The 17141-nt window shown below is 72.2% G+C and carries 12 protein-coding genes; 6 read left to right on the top strand and 6 right to left on the bottom strand.

Features of this window, described 5'->3' with window-relative positions; translation table 11 throughout:
* Positions 1–7 precede the first annotated feature (7 nt).
* Genes meaB through F4692_RS12300 form a run of 3 tightly spaced genes read right to left on the bottom strand, consistent with a single transcriptional unit; the run spans position 8 to position 5033 of the window.
* A complete protein-coding gene (meaB, locus tag F4692_RS12310) occupies positions 8–1015 on the bottom strand; it encodes a methylmalonyl Co-A mutase-associated GTPase MeaB (protein WP_179619914.1) in 1008 nt (335 codons plus the stop codon).
* Positions 1015–3228: a methylmalonyl-CoA mutase gene (gene scpA / locus F4692_RS12305; RefSeq protein ID WP_179619913.1), complete on the bottom strand. Its 2214-nt coding sequence runs from the start codon at positions 3226–3228 to the stop codon at positions 1015–1017. The genes meaB and scpA overlap by 1 nt, the downstream gene beginning before the upstream one ends.
* Positions 3225–5033: a methylmalonyl-CoA mutase family protein gene (locus tag F4692_RS12300; protein ID WP_179619912.1), complete on the bottom strand. Its 1809-nt coding sequence runs from the start codon at positions 5031–5033 to the stop codon at positions 3225–3227. The genes scpA and F4692_RS12300 overlap by 4 nt, the downstream gene beginning before the upstream one ends.
* A gap of 128 nt (positions 5034–5161) precedes the next feature.
* Here F4692_RS12300 and F4692_RS12295 point away from each other — a divergent pair, with 128 nt between their 5' ends.
* From F4692_RS12295 to F4692_RS12275, 5 genes are all read left to right on the top strand, one after another.
* Positions 5162–6406 carry a hypothetical protein gene (locus tag F4692_RS12295; protein WP_179619911.1) on the top strand — a complete coding sequence of 415 codons (1245 nt, stop codon included), beginning with the start codon at positions 5162–5164 and terminating at the stop codon, positions 6404–6406.
* Between the two features lie 51 nt (positions 6407–6457).
* Positions 6458–9610 carry a DUF3604 domain-containing protein gene (locus tag F4692_RS12290; RefSeq protein ID WP_179619910.1) on the top strand — a complete coding sequence of 1051 codons (3153 nt, stop codon included), beginning with the start codon at positions 6458–6460 and terminating at the stop codon, positions 9608–9610.
* Positions 9611–9709: 99 nt separating this feature from the next.
* Positions 9710–11275 carry a BCCT family transporter gene (locus F4692_RS12285; RefSeq protein WP_218858406.1) on the top strand — a complete coding sequence of 522 codons (1566 nt, stop codon included), beginning with the start codon at positions 9710–9712 and terminating at the stop codon, positions 11273–11275.
* A gap of 5 nt (positions 11276–11280) precedes the next feature.
* Positions 11281–12207, top strand: coding sequence for an ABC transporter substrate-binding protein (locus F4692_RS12280; RefSeq protein ID WP_257029890.1), 927 nt, complete (start codon positions 11281–11283; stop codon positions 12205–12207).
* 33 nt (positions 12208–12240) lie between these two features.
* Positions 12241–12735 (top strand): Hsp20/alpha crystallin family protein, encoded by a 495-nt coding sequence (locus F4692_RS12275; protein ID WP_179619907.1) that lies wholly within the window; start codon positions 12241–12243, stop codon positions 12733–12735.
* A gap of 10 nt (positions 12736–12745) precedes the next feature.
* Here the strand turns inward: F4692_RS12275 and F4692_RS12270 are convergent, their stop codons facing one another.
* Genes F4692_RS12270 through F4692_RS12260 form a run of 3 tightly spaced genes read right to left on the bottom strand, consistent with a single transcriptional unit; the run spans position 12746 to position 16235 of the window.
* On the bottom strand, positions 12746–13522 hold the full coding sequence (locus tag F4692_RS12270) for a succinate dehydrogenase/fumarate reductase iron-sulfur subunit (protein WP_179619906.1): 777 nt from the start codon (positions 13520–13522) through the stop codon (positions 12746–12748).
* Positions 13522–15390 carry a fumarate reductase/succinate dehydrogenase flavoprotein subunit gene (locus F4692_RS12265; protein WP_308645278.1) on the bottom strand — a complete coding sequence of 623 codons (1869 nt, stop codon included), beginning with the start codon at positions 15388–15390 and terminating at the stop codon, positions 13522–13524. Before F4692_RS12265 ends, F4692_RS12270 begins: the two co-directional genes overlap by 1 nt.
* Complete coding sequence (locus F4692_RS12260; RefSeq protein ID WP_179619905.1) at positions 15390–16235, bottom strand: hypothetical protein; 846 nt, start codon at positions 16233–16235, stop codon at positions 15390–15392. The genes F4692_RS12265 and F4692_RS12260 overlap by 1 nt, the downstream gene beginning before the upstream one ends.
* Before the next feature lie 157 nt (positions 16236–16392).
* Here F4692_RS12260 and F4692_RS12255 point away from each other — a divergent pair, with 157 nt between their 5' ends.
* Positions 16393–17112: a succinate dehydrogenase cytochrome b subunit gene (locus tag F4692_RS12255; RefSeq protein WP_308645277.1), complete on the top strand. Its 720-nt coding sequence runs from the start codon at positions 16393–16395 to the stop codon at positions 17110–17112.
* Positions 17113–17141 lie beyond the last annotated feature (29 nt).

The following is a 17141-nucleotide window of genomic DNA, read 5'->3' as shown; positions in this document are numbered from 1 at the left end:
ACCCAGTCTAGGTCGAGTCGCCGTCGTACGCGGCGAGGATCCGGTCAGCGGCCAGCGGCGCGGGGAGGTCGCCCGACAGGACCGCGCGGCGCACGTCGTCGCGCACCGAGGCGACGCCGGGCGAGGACCGCAGCCGCTGGTCGAGCTCGTCGCGCACCAGCGCCCAGGTGAACTCCAGCTGCTGGCCCGCCCGCTTGTGGGCCAGGCCGTCCGCGCCGAGGTGGTCGCGGTGCGCGCCCACCCGGTCCCAGACGTCGTCGACGCCGGCGCCGGTGAGCCCCGAGCAGGTGACCACCGGCGGTGCCCACTCGGCATGGCCGCGCACCAGCCGCAGGGCGCCTGCCAGCTCGCGGGCGGCCACCCGGGCCTCGCCCTCGTGGTCGCCGCCCTGCGCGTCCGCCTTGTTGACCGCCACCACGTCGGCGATCTCGAGGATGCCCTTCTTGATGCCCTGGAGCTGGTCGCCGGTGCGGGCGATGGTGAGGAAGAGGAAGGTGTCGACCATCCCGGCCACCGTCACCTCGGACTGCCCGACGCCGACGGTCTCGACCAGCACGACGTCGTGGCCGGCGGCCTCCAGCACCAGCATCGCCTGCGTCGTGGCGCGCGCGACGCCGCCGAGGGTGCCGGCCGAGGGCGAGGGCCGGATGAACGCCCTCGGATCGACCGACAGCGCCGCCATCCGGGTCTTGTCGCCGAGCACCGAGCCCCCGGTGCGGACCGAGGACGGGTCGACCGCCAGCACGCCGACCCGGTGGCCGGCCGCGGTGAGCCGCGTCCCGAGGCTCTCGATGAAGGTGGACTTGCCCACGCCCGGCACGCCGGAGATCCCGACCCGGGTCGCGGGCGGGAGGTCGAAGGTCGCCAGCTGCGTCAGCAGGTCCCGGGCGGCGGCACGGTGCTCGGCGCGCGACGACTCGACCAGCGTGATGGCGCGCGAGACGTCGGCGCGCCGGCCGGAGCGGATGCCGTCGACCAGCGCCGTGACGTCGACCTGCCGGGCGGGCCGGGCCATCAGTCGCGCAGCCGCGCCAGCAGGTCGAGCGCGGACTCCGCGATGACGGTGCCCGGCAGGAACACCGCCGCGGCGCCCATCTCCTGGAGGATCGGGACGTCGTCGGGCGGGATCACGCCACCGATGACGACCATGATGTCGGGCCGCCCCTGGTCGGCGAGGGCCTGCTTGAGGGCGGGCAGCAGGGTCAGGTGGCCGGCGGCGAGCGAGGAGACGCCGACGATGTGCACGTCGGCGTCGACCGCCTGCTGGGCGACCTCCTCGGGCGTGGAGAACAGCGGGCCCACGTCGACGTCGAAGCCGAGGTCGGCGAAGGCGGTGACGACGACCTTCTGGCCGCGGTCGTGGCCGTCCTGGCCCATCTTGGCGACGAGGATGCGCGGGCGGCGGCCCTCCTCGGCCTCGAACTCCGCGGTGGCCTCCAGCACGGCGGCGACGGCGCCACCCTCGGCGCCGGTGCCGGCCTTGGCTGCCTCGTCGCGGTACACGCCGCTGATCGTACGGATCACGGCCTGGTGGCGGCCGTAGACCTTCTCGAGCGCGTCCGAGATCTCGCCGACGGTCGCCTTGGCCCGGGCGGCGTCCACGGCCAGGGCCAGCAGGTTGCCCTCGAGGGAGCCTCCGCCGACCGGTCCGCGGTCGGCGCTGGCGGTCAGCGCCTCCAGCGCGCGGCGTACGTCGTCGTCGTCCCGCTCGGCGCGCAGCCGCTCGAGCTTGGCCACCTGCTGGCGGTAGACGTCGTCGTTGTCGACCTTGAGGACGTCGAGCCTGTCCTCCGCGGCCAGGCGGTAGGTGTTGACGCCGATGACCTTCTGCAGGCCCGCGTCGATGCGCGCCTGCGTGCGCGCGGCCGCCTCCTCGATGCGCATCTTCGGGATGCCCTGCTCGATCGCCGCGGCCATGCCGCCGGCCCGCTCGGCCTCCTGGATGTGGGCCCAGGCGCGCTCGGCGAGGTCGTGCGTCAGCTTCTCGACGTAGTAGGAGCCGGCCCACGGGTCGATGACCTGCGTCGTGCCGCTCTCCTGCTGCAGGAGCAGCTGGGTGTTGCGGGCGATCCGCGCGGAGAAGTCGGTCGGCAGGGCGATCGCCTCGTCGAGCGCGTTGGTGTGCAGCGACTGGGTGTGGCCCTGGGTCGCGGCCATCGCCTCGATGCACGTGCGGCCGACGTTGTTGAAGACGTCCTGCGCGGTCAGCGACCAGCCGGAGGTCTGCGAGTGGGTGCGCAGGGAGCGCGACTTCGGGTTCTGCGGACCGAAGTCGTCGACCAGCCGCGCCCACAGCGCGCGGGCCGCGCGCATCTTGGCGACCTCCATGAAGAAGTTCATCCCGATGGCCCAGAAGAACGACAGGCGCGGGGCGAACTGGTCGATCGTCATGCCCGTGTCGAGCCCGGCGCGGATGTACTCCACGCCGTCGGCGAGGGTGTACGCCAGCTCCAGGTCGGCCGTCGCCCCGGCCTCCTGGATGTGGTAGCCGGAGATCGAGATCGAGTTGAAGCGCGGCATGTTCTGCGAGGTGAAGGCGAAGATGTCGCTGATGATCCGCATGCTCGGCGCCGGCGGGTAGATGTAGGTGTTGCGGACCATGAACTCCTTGAGGATGTCGTTCTGGATGGTCCCCGCGAGCTGCTCCGGCCGCACCCCCTGCTCCTCGGCCGCCGCGATGTAGAGGGCGAGGACGGGCAGCACCGCGCCGTTCATCGTCATCGACACCGACATCTCGTCGAGCGGGATGCCGTCGAAGAGGGTCCTGGTGTCGTAGATCGAGTCGATCGCCACGCCGGCCATCCCGACGTCGCCGCGCACCCGCGGGTGGTCGGAGTCGTAGCCGCGGTGCGTCGCGAGGTCGAACGCGACCGACAGGCCCTTCTGTCCCGCGGCGAGGTTGCGGCGGTAGAAGGCGTTGGACTCCTCGGCGGTGGAGAAGCCGGCGTACTGCCGGACCGTCCAGGGCTGCGTGGTGTACATCGTCGGGTAGGGGCCGCGCAGGAAGGGCGCGATGCCCGGCCACGTGTCGAGGCCGTCGAGGCCCTCGAGGTGCTCGGGGCCGTAGACGGGGAGCACGTCGATCCCCTCGGGGCTGGCCCACGGCTCGGTTGCCGCTGCTCGAGCAGCCGGGGAACGAGGCGTGGCGGGACCCAGTCCCACCTCGGCGAAGCTCTTCGGGATGCCTGTGCTGCGGAGGTCGCCCTGCGACCGTCTCGTAGTGCTCATCGGGCGAGCTCCTCTCGGATCCGGCCGAGGAAGCCGAGCGCGTCGACCCCCATGGCGCACGAGTCGTCGACGTCGGTGACGGTCCGCTCCCCCGGCTTCCCGGCGAGCACGACGTGGGTCGCCCCTGCCGCGCGGAGCGCAGCGACGAGGTCCGCACCCCACTCGGCGTAGGCCGCATCGGTGCCGGCGAGGCAGACGACGGGCTGGCCGGCGTACGCCGCGAGGACGGCGGCGACGTCGGCGGTGGCACCGGCCGACTCCACCGCCACCCCGCCCGCGGCGAGGAGGTTGGTGGCGAACGTGGCCCGCGCCGTGTGGGCGGCGACCGGGCCCATCGTCGCGAGGAAGACGGCCCGCTCGGCGGGCTCGGCCCGCATGTCCTCGAACGCCCAGCCGTAGCGACGGACGTGGCGGTGGGGACGCTGCTCGCGCTCGGGGAGCACCTCCGCGAGGTCGGGGAACTCCGAGACGCCGGTCAGCGGGCGCGACCGGTCGGCGACCTGTGCGTCCCGCGCCGCGCGCACGTCCGCCACCCGCTCCTTCACCCCGGCGCGGGCCTCGTCGGCGAGCGCACCCCCGGCCGCCTCGATCCGGCCGAGCTCGGCCCAGCCGGCGACGGCGAGGTCGTCGGTGAGCCTCTCGACGGCGTACGCACCGCCGGCGGGGTCGGTGACGGCGCCGACGTGCGACTCCTCGATGAGCAGCGAGGAGGTGTTGCGGGCGATCCGACGACCGAAGGCGTCCGGCAGGCCGAGCGGCTCGTCGAACGGCACGACGGTGACCGCGTCCGCTCCGCCGACGCCCGCGGCGAAGGCCGCGACGGTGCCGCGCAGCATGTTGACCCAGGGGTCGCGCCTGCTGGTCATCGGCCGGCTGGTGACCGCGTGGAGGGCCATCTCACCGGTCCCCCCGGACGCCTCGAGGACCCGCGCCCACAGGCGACGGGCGGCGCGCGTCTTGGCGATGGTCGGGAACTGCTCGTCGGTGGCGGCCACCCGGAACTCGATGAGGCGGGCGGCCGACTCGACGTCGAAGCCCTCGTCGGCGAGGAGCCGGAGGTAGGCGACGCCCGTCGCGATCGCCCAGCCGAGCTCCTGGGCGTCGCTCGCGCCCTCGTCGTGCAGAGCCGTCGCGTCGACCAGCAGGCCGCGGACGCCGAGCTGGAAGGCACGGCGTGCGACAGGTGCGACGAGGTCGCGGGCCGTGGCGCCGTCGTCGCGCACGGGCTGGGACAGCATCTCCAGGGTCTGCAGGTCCAGGGACAGGTTCGTGCCGGGGTGCAGCGCACCCTCGACGCCCTCGAGGAAGTCGGCGAACGCCTCGACCTGGTCGGTCGAGGCGCGGTCGAGCACGACCGGCGCGAGGTCGAGCAGCACCCCGTCGAGCACGGTGGCCCAGTCGTGGTCGCGCTCGGGGTCGACGTGCAGCAGCAGCGACGTCGCGCCGTTCTCGAGGTCCTGGAGGACCGCCTCGTTGGCGGCCCTGTCGTCGACGACCTCGACCTGCGTGCGTACGTCCCACGCACCGGCCCGCGTCGGGCGACCCGAGGTCGTGAGGCCCTCGAGGTCCGCGGGCTGGCCGATCGGGGCGACCTCGATGCCGTCGAGCGTGGTGCGGGTCAGCACGCCCCACACGTCGGAGTCGGGGGCGTCGTCGGGGAGCCTGCGCGCCTTGCGCAGCACCGCCGCGGCGGCGGCCTCCCAGGCCGCCGCGTCGTAGGTGTCGTCGGCGCCGACGAGCTCGAGCTGGCCCTCGGCGGGCTGCAGCTCCACGGGTTCGTCCAGGCCACCTTCGACGTCCGTCATACGCCGCACAATAGGGCGGGACGTGGCGCTGGTCACCGCCGTGGGGTATGGGATAGGTCACCCACGTCCCGGTCCTGCGGGTCTCCAGACCCATCCCCCGGGCGGGCCCGGAAACCTAGCGTCGCGGCATGTCGGACGTCTTCCTCCACGTCGGCCTCTACAAGACCGGCACCACCACCATCCAGGCCGCACTCGGGGCGAGGGCTGACGACCTCGCGGCCCGGGGAGTCCTGTTCCCGGGAGGGCATCGCGCCCAGCGACTCGCGGCGTACGACCTGCTGGGCCAGCGCGTCGGCGGCGAGCGGCGGGGCGAGGCCGCCGGTGCGCTCGGGCGGCTGGTCGCCCTCGTCGACGCCCACGACGGGCCGGCGGTCGTGGTGTCGGAGGAGGAGCTCTCGCTCGCCCGGCCGCGCCAGGCGCGGCGCCTCGTCCGCGCGCTCGACGGTCACCGGGTCTTCGTCGTCGTCGGCGCCCGTGACATGGCGCGCACCCTCGTCTCCTCCTGGCAGCAGACGATCGTCAACGGCGGCAGCTGCACGTGGGCGGACTTCGTGGCGTCGGTGCGCGGCGAGGACGGTGCCGCGCCCAGCGAGGGCGTCTCCTTCCACTGGCGCCACGACCTCCTGCGGGTGATCGACACCTGGGCAGCCGTCGTGCCGCCCGAGCGCGTCCGGGTCGTCACCGTGCCACCCCGCGGGGCGCCCTCGACCCTGCTGCTGGACCGCTTCGCCGAGGCGGCGTGCCTGCCCGCCGGGTGGTCGGACGGGTGGCCCGGCGAGCAGCGGGCTCTGCGCAACGTGTCGCTCGGCGCCGCAGAGCTCGAGGTGGTGCGCCGGCTCAACGCCGCGGTGGCGGGGCGGCTCAACACCGCTCAGCACCGCTTCGTCATCGAGGCGGGCATCCGCTCCCGGCTCGCCGGCTCGACCGACCGGCCGCTGGAGCTGCCCGCGCGGCACCTCGGGTGGGCACGGCAGCACGGTGAGCGGCTCGTCGCCGAGCTCGAGCACCGCGGGACCACCGTCCACGGTGACCTCGCCGACCTCGTCCCCTCCGGACCTGCCCCCACCGGGCGCGACCTGGACGAGCACGACGACGCCGAGCTCCTCGCGGCGACCCGGGCCGCGCTCGAGTCGCTCGCGCTCGACCACGGCCGGCTGTTCAAGCGCTACCGCGCGGCGTTCGTCGAGGCGGAGGGTCGCCTGCCCGACGCCGCCGAGGTGCTGGCGAGCGAGGTCCGCGCGGGAGCGTTCTGGCTGCGCAAGCGGGCGCTGCACCACGCGGACCGGCACCCCGCGCTCGCCCGCGCGTCGTGGGCGTACCTCCGACGGACCTCGCCGTCCTGGCGCCTGGGGGCCGACCGGGTGGACTCGTGACGCTGCGTCGGCTGGTCGTCAGGCCGCCGCCGGCTGGCTAGGTTGTCGGGCATGCACGGTCACGACCATGGCCACTCGCACGCCCACTCCCACGCCCACGTCTGCGGTGGTCCCGACCACCACCGGGGCGACTACACCGCGCAGCAGCGTGCCGACCTCGACCTCGTGCTGGCCTTCAACCGCCGCATGTCCGAGGCGATCAACGCCCGCCTCGACGTGCGGGCCGTGGAGGAGGTGCTCGACCCCGACCCGCTGCGCTTCATGTGGGTCGACGAGGGCAAGGGGCGGGTCGCCGAGATGATCGCGACCGCCCACGCCGTGCTGGACCAGGCGCCCCGGCACGACGGCCACGCCCGCGCCGGGGTCGACGCCCTGCCCGGTGCGCACGACGCGGCTCGCCCCACGGTCGCGGTCGGCCCCGACGGCACGCAGGTCGTCGCGTGGACCGAGTGGGTGCCCGACCGGGGCGAGCAGGTCCACGTCGCCCTCGGCGAGCAGGTCCGCTCCGGTGGATCCACCGTGGTGTCCGGCGATCTCGCCGACGTCTACCGCCCCACCGCGGTCATCACCACCGAGGGCGTCGTCTGGGTGCTGTTCGGCCGGCGCGACGACGGCGACGTCGCGGTCTGGGGCGTGCGCTGGACCGGCGAGGAGTGGACGGCACCGGAACCCGTCACCGAGGGCGGGCACCCGGCCTTCAACCAGGAGGCGGTCGCGCTCCCCGGTGGCGGCCTCGAGGTCTGCTGGCAGGCCCGTCACGAGGACCGCTTCGCGATCTTCGCGCGCCGCTGGTCCCCGACCGGCGGCTGGGGCAACACCACCCGGGTCAGCAGCGGCGTCGAGGCCAACGTGTGGGACCCGAGCGTGGCCGCGTTCGCCGACGGCGCGACGGCGTACGCGTGGTCGGAGTACGCCGACGGCGCCTACCGCGTCGTCGTGCGGCGTCGCACGGCGGACGGTGACCTCGGCGACCCGCAGCGGCTCACGTCCGGCAGCGACTACGCCCTCCACCCGCACCTCGCCGTCACCCGCGACCAGCAGCTGTGGTGCGCGTTCGACCTGATCACGGTCGTCGGCCACGGCGGGAGCGGCCCCACCAAGCTGCGCCCGCTGGCCGAGGTCGGCGCCGCCCCCGCCGTGGTCGAGGGGATGCGCCCCGGCAGCGAGAACGTGCCGCCCGAGCTCCTGCCCGACGTCTCTGCCTCCATCCGGGTCGTGGCGGTCACCGAGCACGGCATCCTGGACGCACCCGGCGAGCTGTCCCCCACGCTCGACGTGGTCCCGGCGGGGCTGCCCAAGCTCGTCGCGACCGAGGACGGCGGGCTCGTCGTCGCCTACCGCATCCACCGGCGGCTGCCGCTGATGACCTACTACTGGGAGGTCGCGGCGCAGGCCCTCGGCCCCGGGGGCTGGTTGCCGCCGACCACGTTCAGCGGCACCGACGGCACCCTCGAGGAGGTCTCCGCCGCGGCCGGCCCCGGCTCGCAGGTCGTCGTCGCGGCGCAGACCGACGAGCGGCTGCAGGTCGCGCTCGACTGGACCGAGGGCTTCGGCGGGCGCGAGTGCCCCTACCTCCACGAGCACCACGGGTCCGTCGTCTGGCACGGCGTGCACGGCATCGGCACCGTCGTGCTCGGCCGTACGGCGTCGGCCGGCGCCGCGAGCGCACCCGCGCCGTCGGGATCTCGCACCACCCGCGTCCACGCCGGCGAGCGCGCGGACGCACGCCGCTGGGCCGAGCCGACCGCCCGCGGTGGGCGCCGTGAGCGCTACACGGTCACCTCCGGCGACCGGACCTACCAGCTCTACTGGGGCGACCTGCACCGCCACTCGCTGGTCAGCCGCTGCACCGCCGGCGACGAGCCCTCGCTCGAGGACTTCTACCGCTACGCGTGGGACGTCTGCGAGTACGACTTCTGGGCGGTCACCGACCACTCGGAGAACTCCTCGGACCACCAGTGGTGGTCGATCCAGAAGATCGCGGACCTCTTCAAGGTCGACGACCGCTTCGTGCCGCTCTACGGCTTCGAGTGGACCTCTGCGGACACCGGTCACCAGAACGTCATCTTCGGCGACGTCGCCCGCGGAGCCCCCATCTTCTCCGCGTTCGCGGAGGGCACGACCGACCCGGCCGGACTCTGGGAGCGGATGGAGCAGCACCCCGACTTCCCCGCCATCACCATCCCGCACCACCCGGGCTCGGCGATGGTCCACAACGACTGGGACTACCACCACCCCGACTACAGCCGGCTCGTCGAGATCTTCCAGGCCTGCCGCGGCAACTACGAGGCACTCGGTGCGTTCCGCCAGTACAGCGACGCCACCGAGGAGGGCACGTTCGTCCTCGACGGCCTGCACCGCGGGCACCGCTTCGGCTTCATCGCCTCCTCCGACCACGGCCACGGTGCCAGCTACGTCGGCGCGTTCGCCGAGTCACTCGACCGGGCCTCGGTCTTCGAGGCCCTCCACGCGCGCCGGACCTTCGCGGCCACGACACGCGACGTGCTGCTCGACGTACGGCTGGACGACGCGCTCATGGGCGAGGAGGTCACCGTCGACGGTCCCGTCACGCTGTCGATCCACGCCGAGGGCTACGCCGACCTCGCCCGCGTCGACATCCTCCGCGACGGCGTGGTCGTCCACGCCGTGGACGGGCACGACGTGGCCGAGGGCGAGGTGGCGGTCCCGGTCCGCGTCGAGTGGGGCGGCAGCGACCGGACCACCGCGTGGGACGGCACCCTCGAGGTGCGCGGCGGCCGCGTCGTGCAGGCGCCGTTCTGGAGCCCGGAGGTCGTCGAGGTCGGCGAGACCTCGGTCGGCTGGGCGTGCACCACGGCCAGCTTCGGCGAGCCCTACGGCTCGCAGCGCGGGGGCGTGGAGGTCACCGTCGTCGGGCCACCCGACGCCGTGGTCGTCGTCGAGGTCGGGGAGCGACGGCTGGAGGTGACGCTGTCGGACCTGCGGGAGACGCCGCTCCACGACGTCCCCGGCGACGGGCCCGGGCACCTGCGCCTGCAGCCGGGCATCGGCGGGCTGTCGTCGCTGGGCTCGACCTCGCTCGACCTGACGTGGTCGGACCCCGCGCCTCAGCGGCCCACGGCGGCGTTCTACTACGCCCGCGTGTTCCAGGTGGACGGCGAGATGGCCTGGTCCTCGCCGATCTGGGTCGACCCCGTGGAGCCGTCCCAAACTGGTGAAAAGTGATGTACAAACGGTCCAATGCCGTTGACAGGGTGGCCCGCACGCCACGATCGTGGATCGACCTCGGGTGAGTCGTCGCCCGTGCAGCGGGCGGGAGACCACGTGAAGCGCACCCTCAAGGACGTCGACCCCGTGGTCTTCTGGGGCTCCGCCCTCCTGATCGCCGCCTTCGTCGGCTGGGGGCTGCTCGGCCCCGCCAGCCTGGGCTCGGTGATGGGCACCGCCCTCGGCTGGGTGATCGGCAACTTCGGCTGGGTGTTCGTGCTGATCGCGTTCTCGGTGCTGGTGCTGTGCATCTTCCTGGTGCTGCACCCGTGGGGCCGGCTGCGGCTCGGCCCCGACGACTCCCGGCCCGAGTTCGGCACGTTCTCGTGGGTCTCGATGATGTTCGCCGCCGGGCTCGGGGCCGGGCTGCTGTTCTACGGCATCACCGAGCCCGTCTCGCACTGGACCTCCCCGCCGCACGGCCTCGCCGAGCCGGAGTCGGAGGCGGCCGCGCTGGTGGCACTGCGCTACACCTACTTCCACTGGGGCTTCAACGGCTGGGCGATGTACGCCGTCATGGGCGGCGCGATGGCCTACTTCAGCTTCCGCAGGGGGTTGCCCGTCCTGGTCAGCTCGACCTTCACGCCGGTCCTCGGCCCCGACGCGTCCAACCGCCCGGTCGGCCGGCTCATCGACGCGTTGGCCATCGTGGCGACGCTGTTCGGCACGGCCACCGCGCTCGGCCTCAACGGGCTGCAGCTCAACAGCGGGCTCAACTACCTCCTCGACGTGCCCAAGTCCAACGCCGTCGCGGTCACGATCATCGTCGTGGTCACGCTGCTCTTCGTGGTGTCGGCGACGTCCGGGGTGGAGAAGGGCATCAACTTCCTCGCCAACCTCGGCGCCTTCGCCACCATCGGGCTGTTCCTCTTCTTCCTCGTCGTCGGCGGGTCGACGGTGCTGGTGATCTCCCAGGGCATCGAGTCGATCGGCAACTACGTCCTGCAGGTGCTGCCGATGTCGCTGCAGACCGGCGTCGGCGACGAGCAGTGGATGGCGGGCTGGACGATCTTCTACTGGGCCTGGTGGGTCTCGTGGGCGCCCTTCGTCGGGATGTTCGTCGCCCGGATCTCCCGCGGCCGGACGATCCGCGAGTTCGTCATCGGGGTGGCGGCGGCCCCGACCGGCTTCGGCTTCCTCTGGTTCGCGATCGTCGGCGGCACGGGCATCGAGCTGCAGCGCTCGGGCAAGGCGGACATCGTCGGCTCCCTCTCCACCCCCGAGCTGTCGCTGTTCACGGCCCTCGACGTGCTGCCGCTGCCGGTCATCAGCACCGGTCTGTGCATCGTCCTCATCGCCCTGTTCTTCATCAGCGGCGCGGACGCCGCCTCGGTCGTGATGGCCACCATGGCCTCGCGCGGCTCGATCAACCCCTCCAGGTTCGTCGTCGTGGTGCTCGGCCTGCTCATGGGCGGCATCGCGTGCGCGATGCTGCTCGTCGGTGGGCTCACCGCGCTCCAGCAGGCGGCGGTGCTCGGCTCGGTGCCCTTCACGTTCGTGCTCGTCGGTGTCGCCTGGTGCTGGATCAAGGCGCTGCGCGAGGAGACCGGCGGCGCTCCGGAGCCGGACGTACGCCCGCGGGACAGGTCCCAGCAGGGCGCCCGGTCCGGGGGCTCCTCGTGACCCGGATGCGCCGCGCGGTGCTCGTGGCGGTCGCCGGTGCCACGCTGCTGCTCGGCGCCTGCGGCGAGAACACCGAGCGCGACGCCTCGCAGCAGCCCCAGGGGGCGACGCTGCGCATCACCATCGGCACCCAGGAGTTTCCCGAGGCGCTGGTGCTCGGCGAGCTGTGGCGACAGGCCCTCGCCGTCAACGGCTACACGGTCAACCTGCGCAAGGGCGTCGGTCCCGCCGAGGACCTCGACGACGCCCTGCGCGAGGGCGAGGTGGACGGCTACGTCGCCTACACCGGCACGGTGCTCTCGATCGTCGCCGGCGAGGAGGTCTCGGGCCTCGACCCGGACCAGACCTACGACGCGGTCGAGGCCTGGTACGAGTCGCAGGGCATGGTCGTCAGCGAGCAGACCCCGTTCGAGAACAAGGACGCCATCGCGGTGACCGACGCGTTCGCCGAGGACAACGGGCTGGACTCGATCGCCGACCTGGCCGACCTCGACTCCTTCGTCCTGGGCGCCCGACCCGAGTTCGAGGACCTGCAGCTCGGCCTGGCCGGTCTGCGCGACGTCTACGGGCTCGACAACGCCGAGTTCGTCCCGGCCGAGCTCGGCACGCAGTACGCGATGCTCGACGACGGCGACGCCGACGCGGTCGACGCGTTCACCACCGACCCGCAGCTGCGGGGCGGGCGCTACACCCTCCTCAACGACCCGGAGCTGCTGTTCGGGTCGCAGAACGTCGTGATGGTCGTCGACGAGGACAAGCTCGACTCGATCGACTCCGAGGCCTTCATGCGGGTCATCGACGCCGTCAACGCCGAGCTCAGCGTGGACGCGATGGTCGACCTGAACGCCGAGGTGACCGACGGCCGCAGCGAGGGCGAGGTCGCGCGGTCGTTCCTGCGCCGCGTCGGCCTGATGACGCCACTGCGCAGCTAGACCAGACTGCGACCACCGACCCAGGAGGAACCGATGCCCGACCGTCGCAACCCGTTCGAGGGCGTGACCGACTTCGTCAGCGAGCTGTCGCGCCTGCGCTCGCTCGGCGTGCACGGCGCGCCGGAGAGCGCCGAGACGGCGGAGCGTACGCACGCTTCGGCGTGGGTGCCGAGCACGGACATCCTCGCCCGCGGCGAGGACCTGCTGATCCGCATCGAGCTGGCGGGCGTCGACCCCGACGACGTCGACCTGCGCTTCAACCACGGCGTGCTCACCGTGTCGGGCGCACGGTTCGCCGAGGCCGACGGCGAGGACGGCTCGGTGTTCCTCGTCCGGGAGAGGTACTACGGCGAGTTCCGCCGCGCGATCACGCTCCCCGAGGCGGTGTCCGCCGACGACATCGAGGCCGCCTTCGAGGACGGCCTGGTGACCATCACCGTCTCCGGCGCAGCCGCGGAGAGCGAGAGCAGCCGGATCGCGGTCCGGCACACCGGTCGACGCCCCAGCGCGCGCAAGGTGAAGGGCTGACCGCCCGCCCTCACACCTCCGTACGGCCCTCGTCGTCCTGGGAGCGCAGGCCGATCTTGTTGCCGAGCCACACCAGTGGGTCGTACTTGCGGTCGACCACGCGCTCCTTCATCGGGATGATCGCGTTGTCGGTGATGTGGATGCCCTCGGGGCACACCTCGGTGCAGCACTTCGTGATGTTGCACATCCCGAGCCCGGCGGCGTCCTGGGCCAGGGCGCGGCGGTCGTGGGTGTCGAGGGGGTGCATGTCGAGCTCGGCGTAGCGGATGAAGAAGCGCGGGCCGGCGAAGTGCTGCTTGTTGTCCTCGTGGTCGCGGACCACGTGGCACACGTCCTGGCACAGGTAGCACTCGATGCACGTGCGGAACTCCTGGCTGCGCTCGACGTCGACCTGCATCATCCGGCGCTTGCCGTCCGCGTCGCGGGGCCCGAGCTCGGCGTACGGCAGCTGCTTGGCCTTCTCGTAGTTGAACGACACGTCGGTGACGAGGTCCCGGATCACCGGGAAGGTGCGCATGGGCGTGACGGTGATCGTCTCCGCCTGGTCGAAGTCGGACAGCCGGGTCATGCACATCAGCCGGGGCCGCCCGTTGATCTCCGCGCTGCACGACCCGCACTTGCCGGCCTTGCAGTTCCAGCGGATCGCGAGGTCGCCCGTCTGGGTGGCCTGCAGCCGGTGGAGCGCGTCGAGCACCACCTCGCCGTCGGACACCTGCACGGTGTAGTCGGTCAGCTCGCCGCCGTCCGCGTCGCCGCGCCAGACACGCATCTTCAGGTCGTAGGCCATCAGGACTCCTTCCTGGGCTCGTCGAAGTACTTCTTGAGCTCGTCGGGCATCTCCGGCAGGGGTCTCTCGCTCAGCTCCACACCCGTGCCCGCGGCATCGAGGCTGACCACGAGGTTCTTCCTGCCCCAGACCTCGTGGTCGGTCTGCGGGAAGTCGTCGCGGGTATGGCCACCGCGCGACTCCTCGCGCGCGAGCGCCGCCCGGGCGATCGACTCCGACACGAGCAGCATGTTGCGGAGGTCGAGGGCGAGGTGCCAGCCGGGGTTGTACTGCCGGTGGCCCTCGACGGCCATCGACCGCGCCCGCTCCTTGAGGGCCTCGATCTCGACCAGCGACCGCTCGAGCTCGCCGGCGGTGCGGATGATGCCGACGAGGTCGTTCATCGACTGCTGCAGGTCGGACTGGATGGCGTACGGGTTGTCCCCGCCCTCGACCTCGAAGGGCGCCACCGCGCTGTGCGAGGCAGCCCTCAGGTCGTCCTCCGCGACGGCCGGGCGCGCCCGGCCGAGCCCCGTGGCGTACGCCGTCGCGGCCTCGCCCGCCAGCTTGCCGAAGACCAGCAGGTCGCCGAGCGAGTTGCCGCCCAGCCGGTTGGAGCCGTGCATGCCGCCGGAGCACTCGCCCACCGCGTACAGGCCGGTGACCGCGCTCTCCTGGGTGTCGGGGTCGACCTCGACGCCGCCCATCACGTAGTGACAGGTCGGCCCGATCTCCATCGGCTCGGCGGTGATGTCGACGTCGGCCAGCTCCTTGAACTGGTGGTACATCGACGGCAGCCGCTTGCGGATGAACTCGGGCGTGCGCCGCGACGCGATGTCGAGGTAGATCCCGCCGTGGGGCGTGCCGCGACCGGCCTTGATCTCGGAGTTGATCGCACGGGCCACCTCGTCACGAGGCAGCAGCTCGGGTGGCCTGCGGTTGTTCTTCTTGTCGTCATACCACCGGTCCGCCTCCTCCTCGGTGTCGGCGGTCTCCGCCCGGAAGAAGTCGGGGATGTAGTCGAACATGAAGCGCGTGCCCTCGGAGTTCTTCAGGACACCGCCGTCGCCGCGCACCGACTCGGTGACGAGCAGGCCCTTCACCGACGGGGGCCAGACCATGCCCGTCGGGTGGAACTGGACGAACTCCATGTTGATGAGGCTGGCCCCGGCGCGCAGGGCCAGGGCGTGGCCGTCGCCGGTGTACTCCCACGAGTTCGACGTGACCTTGAACGACTTGCCGATGCCGCCCGTCGCCAGGATCACCGCGGGCGCCTCGAAGAGCACGAAGCGGCCCGTCTCGCGCCAGTAGCCGAACGCCCCGGAGATCCGGCCGTCGTCCTGGAACAGGTCGGTCACCGTCAGCTCCATGAAGACGTCGATGCCGAGCTGCACCGTGCGCTGCTGGAGGGTGCGGATCATCTCCAGGCCGGTGCGGTCGCCGACGTGGGCCAGGCGGGCGTACCTGTGGCCGCCGAAGTCGCGCTGGCTGATCAGCCCGTCGTCGGTGCGGTCGAACAGGGCGCCCCAGTCCTCGAGCTCCATCACCCGCTCCGGCGCCTGCTGGGCGTGCAGCTGCGCCATCCGCCAGTGGTTGAGCATCTTGCCGCCGCGCATGGTGTCGCGGAAGTGGACCTCCCAGTTGTCCTCGGGCCAGCGGTTGCCCATCGCGGCCGCGATGCCGCCCTCGGCCATCACGGTGTGCGCCTTGCCGAGCAGGGACTTGCACACCACCGCCACCCGGGCGCCCGCGTCGTGTGCGGCGATCGCGGCCCGCAGCCCGGCCCCGCCGGCGCCGACGACCACGACGTCGTACGCGTGGCGCTCCATCCCGCCTGCGGACTCGGGGGACATCTCGTTGCCCGTCATCGGGTGCCTGGTCTCCGTCACTAGAAGAACCTCACGTCCTGGATCGTGCCGGTGGCGAGGAGGAAGACGTAGAGGTCGACGATCGCGACCGAGAACAGCGAGTACCACGCCCAGCGGCCGTGGTTCTCGTTGAGCCGGGAGACCCACGTCCACAGCCGGTAGCGCACCGGGTGCTTGGAGAAGTGCCGCAGCCGCCCGCCGACGATGTGGCGGCACGAGTGGCACGAGAGCGTGTAGAGCCAGATGAAGACGATGTTGGCGATCATCAGCAGGGTGCCCAGCCCCATGTGGACGCCGCTCGTCTCACCGTCACCCACGGCGTACTCGGCCGGCATCGGGCGGAAGGCGAGCAGCGTGTCGAAGGTGAGCACCAGGCCGACCAGCACCGCGGCGTACCAGAACCAGCGATGGACGTTCTGGACGATCAGCGGGAAGCGGGTCTCGCCGGAGTAGGACCGGTGCGGCTCGGCGACGCCGCACGCCGGGGGGCTCAGCCAGAACGCCCGGTAGTAGGCCTTGCGGTAGTAGTAGCAGGTCATCCGGAAGCCGAGCGGGAAGACCAGGATGATCAGCGCCGCCGACAGGGGCCACCACGCGAACGGCTGTCCGAAGTCCGACGCCCCCTCGACGCAGTCGCCGAGGCAGGGCGAGTAGAACGGCGAGAGGTAGGGCGAGGCGTAGTAGTCGCGCCCCATGAACGCCCGCACGGTGGCGTAGACGATGAAGGCCGAGAAGACGACGAACGTCGCCAGGGGCTGGAGCCACCACCGGTCCTGCCTCAGGGTCCGCGCCTCGATGCGGGCGCGGGCCGGGCTCGTCACGCCTCGATCTGTGGGCAGGTCGGTGGGCAGGTCGGTCGATGCCATGCGTCCTCCGTGAAGGTCATCCGGCAGCCCGGCACGTGGTCCGGTCAACGCTCCCGACTATGACCTGTGTCACGCCTGAGCGGAAGACACCGCACCCGGGGAAACCTCACACCGCCTCGGCGCGTCGTGCGCGCGGACCGCGCGATACCGTGGCCGGGTGGCAACCCAACTCACTCCCCCGCGGCCGCAGCTGGTGAAGGGTGCGCGGGCCTCGCGCACGACCGTCGCGCTCAAGCTCGCGATGGCCGCCAGCGGCTTCATCTTCGTCGCCTTCGTGTTCGCGCACATGTACGGCAACCTCAAGGCGTTCGCCGGGCACGACGCGTTCAACGAGTACGCCCACCACCTGCGCGAGCTCGGCGAGCCGCTGCTGCCCCACGAGGGCGCGCTGTGGATCCTGCGCCTCGGCCTGATCATCTCGCTCGTCGTGCACGTGACGACGGGCGTCCTGCTGTGGCGTCGGGCCGCCCGCGCGCGGACGACCAAGTACGTCGTGAAGAAGAACTCCGGCGTCACGCGGGCCAGCCTGATGATGCGGTGGGGCGGCGTCACGATCCTGGTGTTCCTCGTCTGGCACCTGCTGAACTTCACCATCGGCAAGGTCAACCCGCAGGGCGGCGCCACCAACGATCCCTACAACCTGATGGTCGACACCTTCGACGTGTGGTGGATGACGATCATCTACCTCGTCGCGATGCTCGCCCTCGGTGCCCACCTGCACCACGGCATCTGGAGCGCCGCGCAGACGCTGGGCTGGACCGGCACCGCAGCCAAGCGCCAGCGCTGGAAGGTCATCGGCTTCGTCACCGCGGTGATCATCTCGCTCGGCTACTCCCTCGTCCCGCTCGCCGTCCTCGCGGGCATCATCACCAAGTAAGGGGTCACCGCTCGTGAGCCACGACATGG

Source organism: Nocardioides cavernae, assembly GCF_013410035.1.
Classification (GTDB): domain Bacteria; phylum Actinomycetota; class Actinomycetes; order Propionibacteriales; family Nocardioidaceae; genus Nocardioides; species Nocardioides cavernae_A.
The sequence above is the reverse complement of the archived record's forward strand: the minus strand, read 5'-3'. Positions and strand labels throughout refer to the sequence as shown.

What these genes read in the sequence shown, in the direction of transcription:
- F4692_RS12295 (WP_179619911.1), top strand. Translation starts at nt 5,162, where the DNA reads ATGTCGGACGTCTTCCTCCACGTCGGCCTCTACAAGACCGGCACCACC.
- F4692_RS12275 (WP_179619907.1), top strand. Translation starts at nt 12,241, where the DNA reads ATGCCCGACCGTCGCAACCCGTTCGAGGGCGTGACCGACTTCGTCAGC.
- F4692_RS12270 (WP_179619906.1), bottom strand. Translation starts at nt 13,522, where the DNA reads ATGGCCTACGACCTGAAGATGCGTGTCTGGCGCGGCGACGCGGACGGC.
- F4692_RS12260 (WP_179619905.1), bottom strand. Translation starts at nt 16,235, where the DNA reads ATGGCATCGACCGACCTGCCCACCGACCTGCCCACAGATCGAGGCGTG.
- meaB (WP_179619914.1), bottom strand. Translation starts at nt 1,015, where the DNA reads ATGGCCCGGCCCGCCCGGCAGGTCGACGTCACGGCGCTGGTCGACGGC.
- scpA (WP_179619913.1), bottom strand. Translation starts at nt 3,228, where the DNA reads ATGAGCACTACGAGACGGTCGCAGGGCGACCTCCGCAGCACAGGCATC.
- F4692_RS12290 (WP_179619910.1), top strand. Translation starts at nt 6,458, where the DNA reads ATGCACGGTCACGACCATGGCCACTCGCACGCCCACTCCCACGCCCAC.
- F4692_RS12300 (WP_179619912.1), bottom strand. Translation starts at nt 5,033, where the DNA reads ATGACGGACGTCGAAGGTGGCCTGGACGAACCCGTGGAGCTGCAGCCC.
- F4692_RS12280 (WP_257029890.1), top strand. Translation starts at nt 11,281, where the DNA reads ATGCGCCGCGCGGTGCTCGTGGCGGTCGCCGGTGCCACGCTGCTGCTC.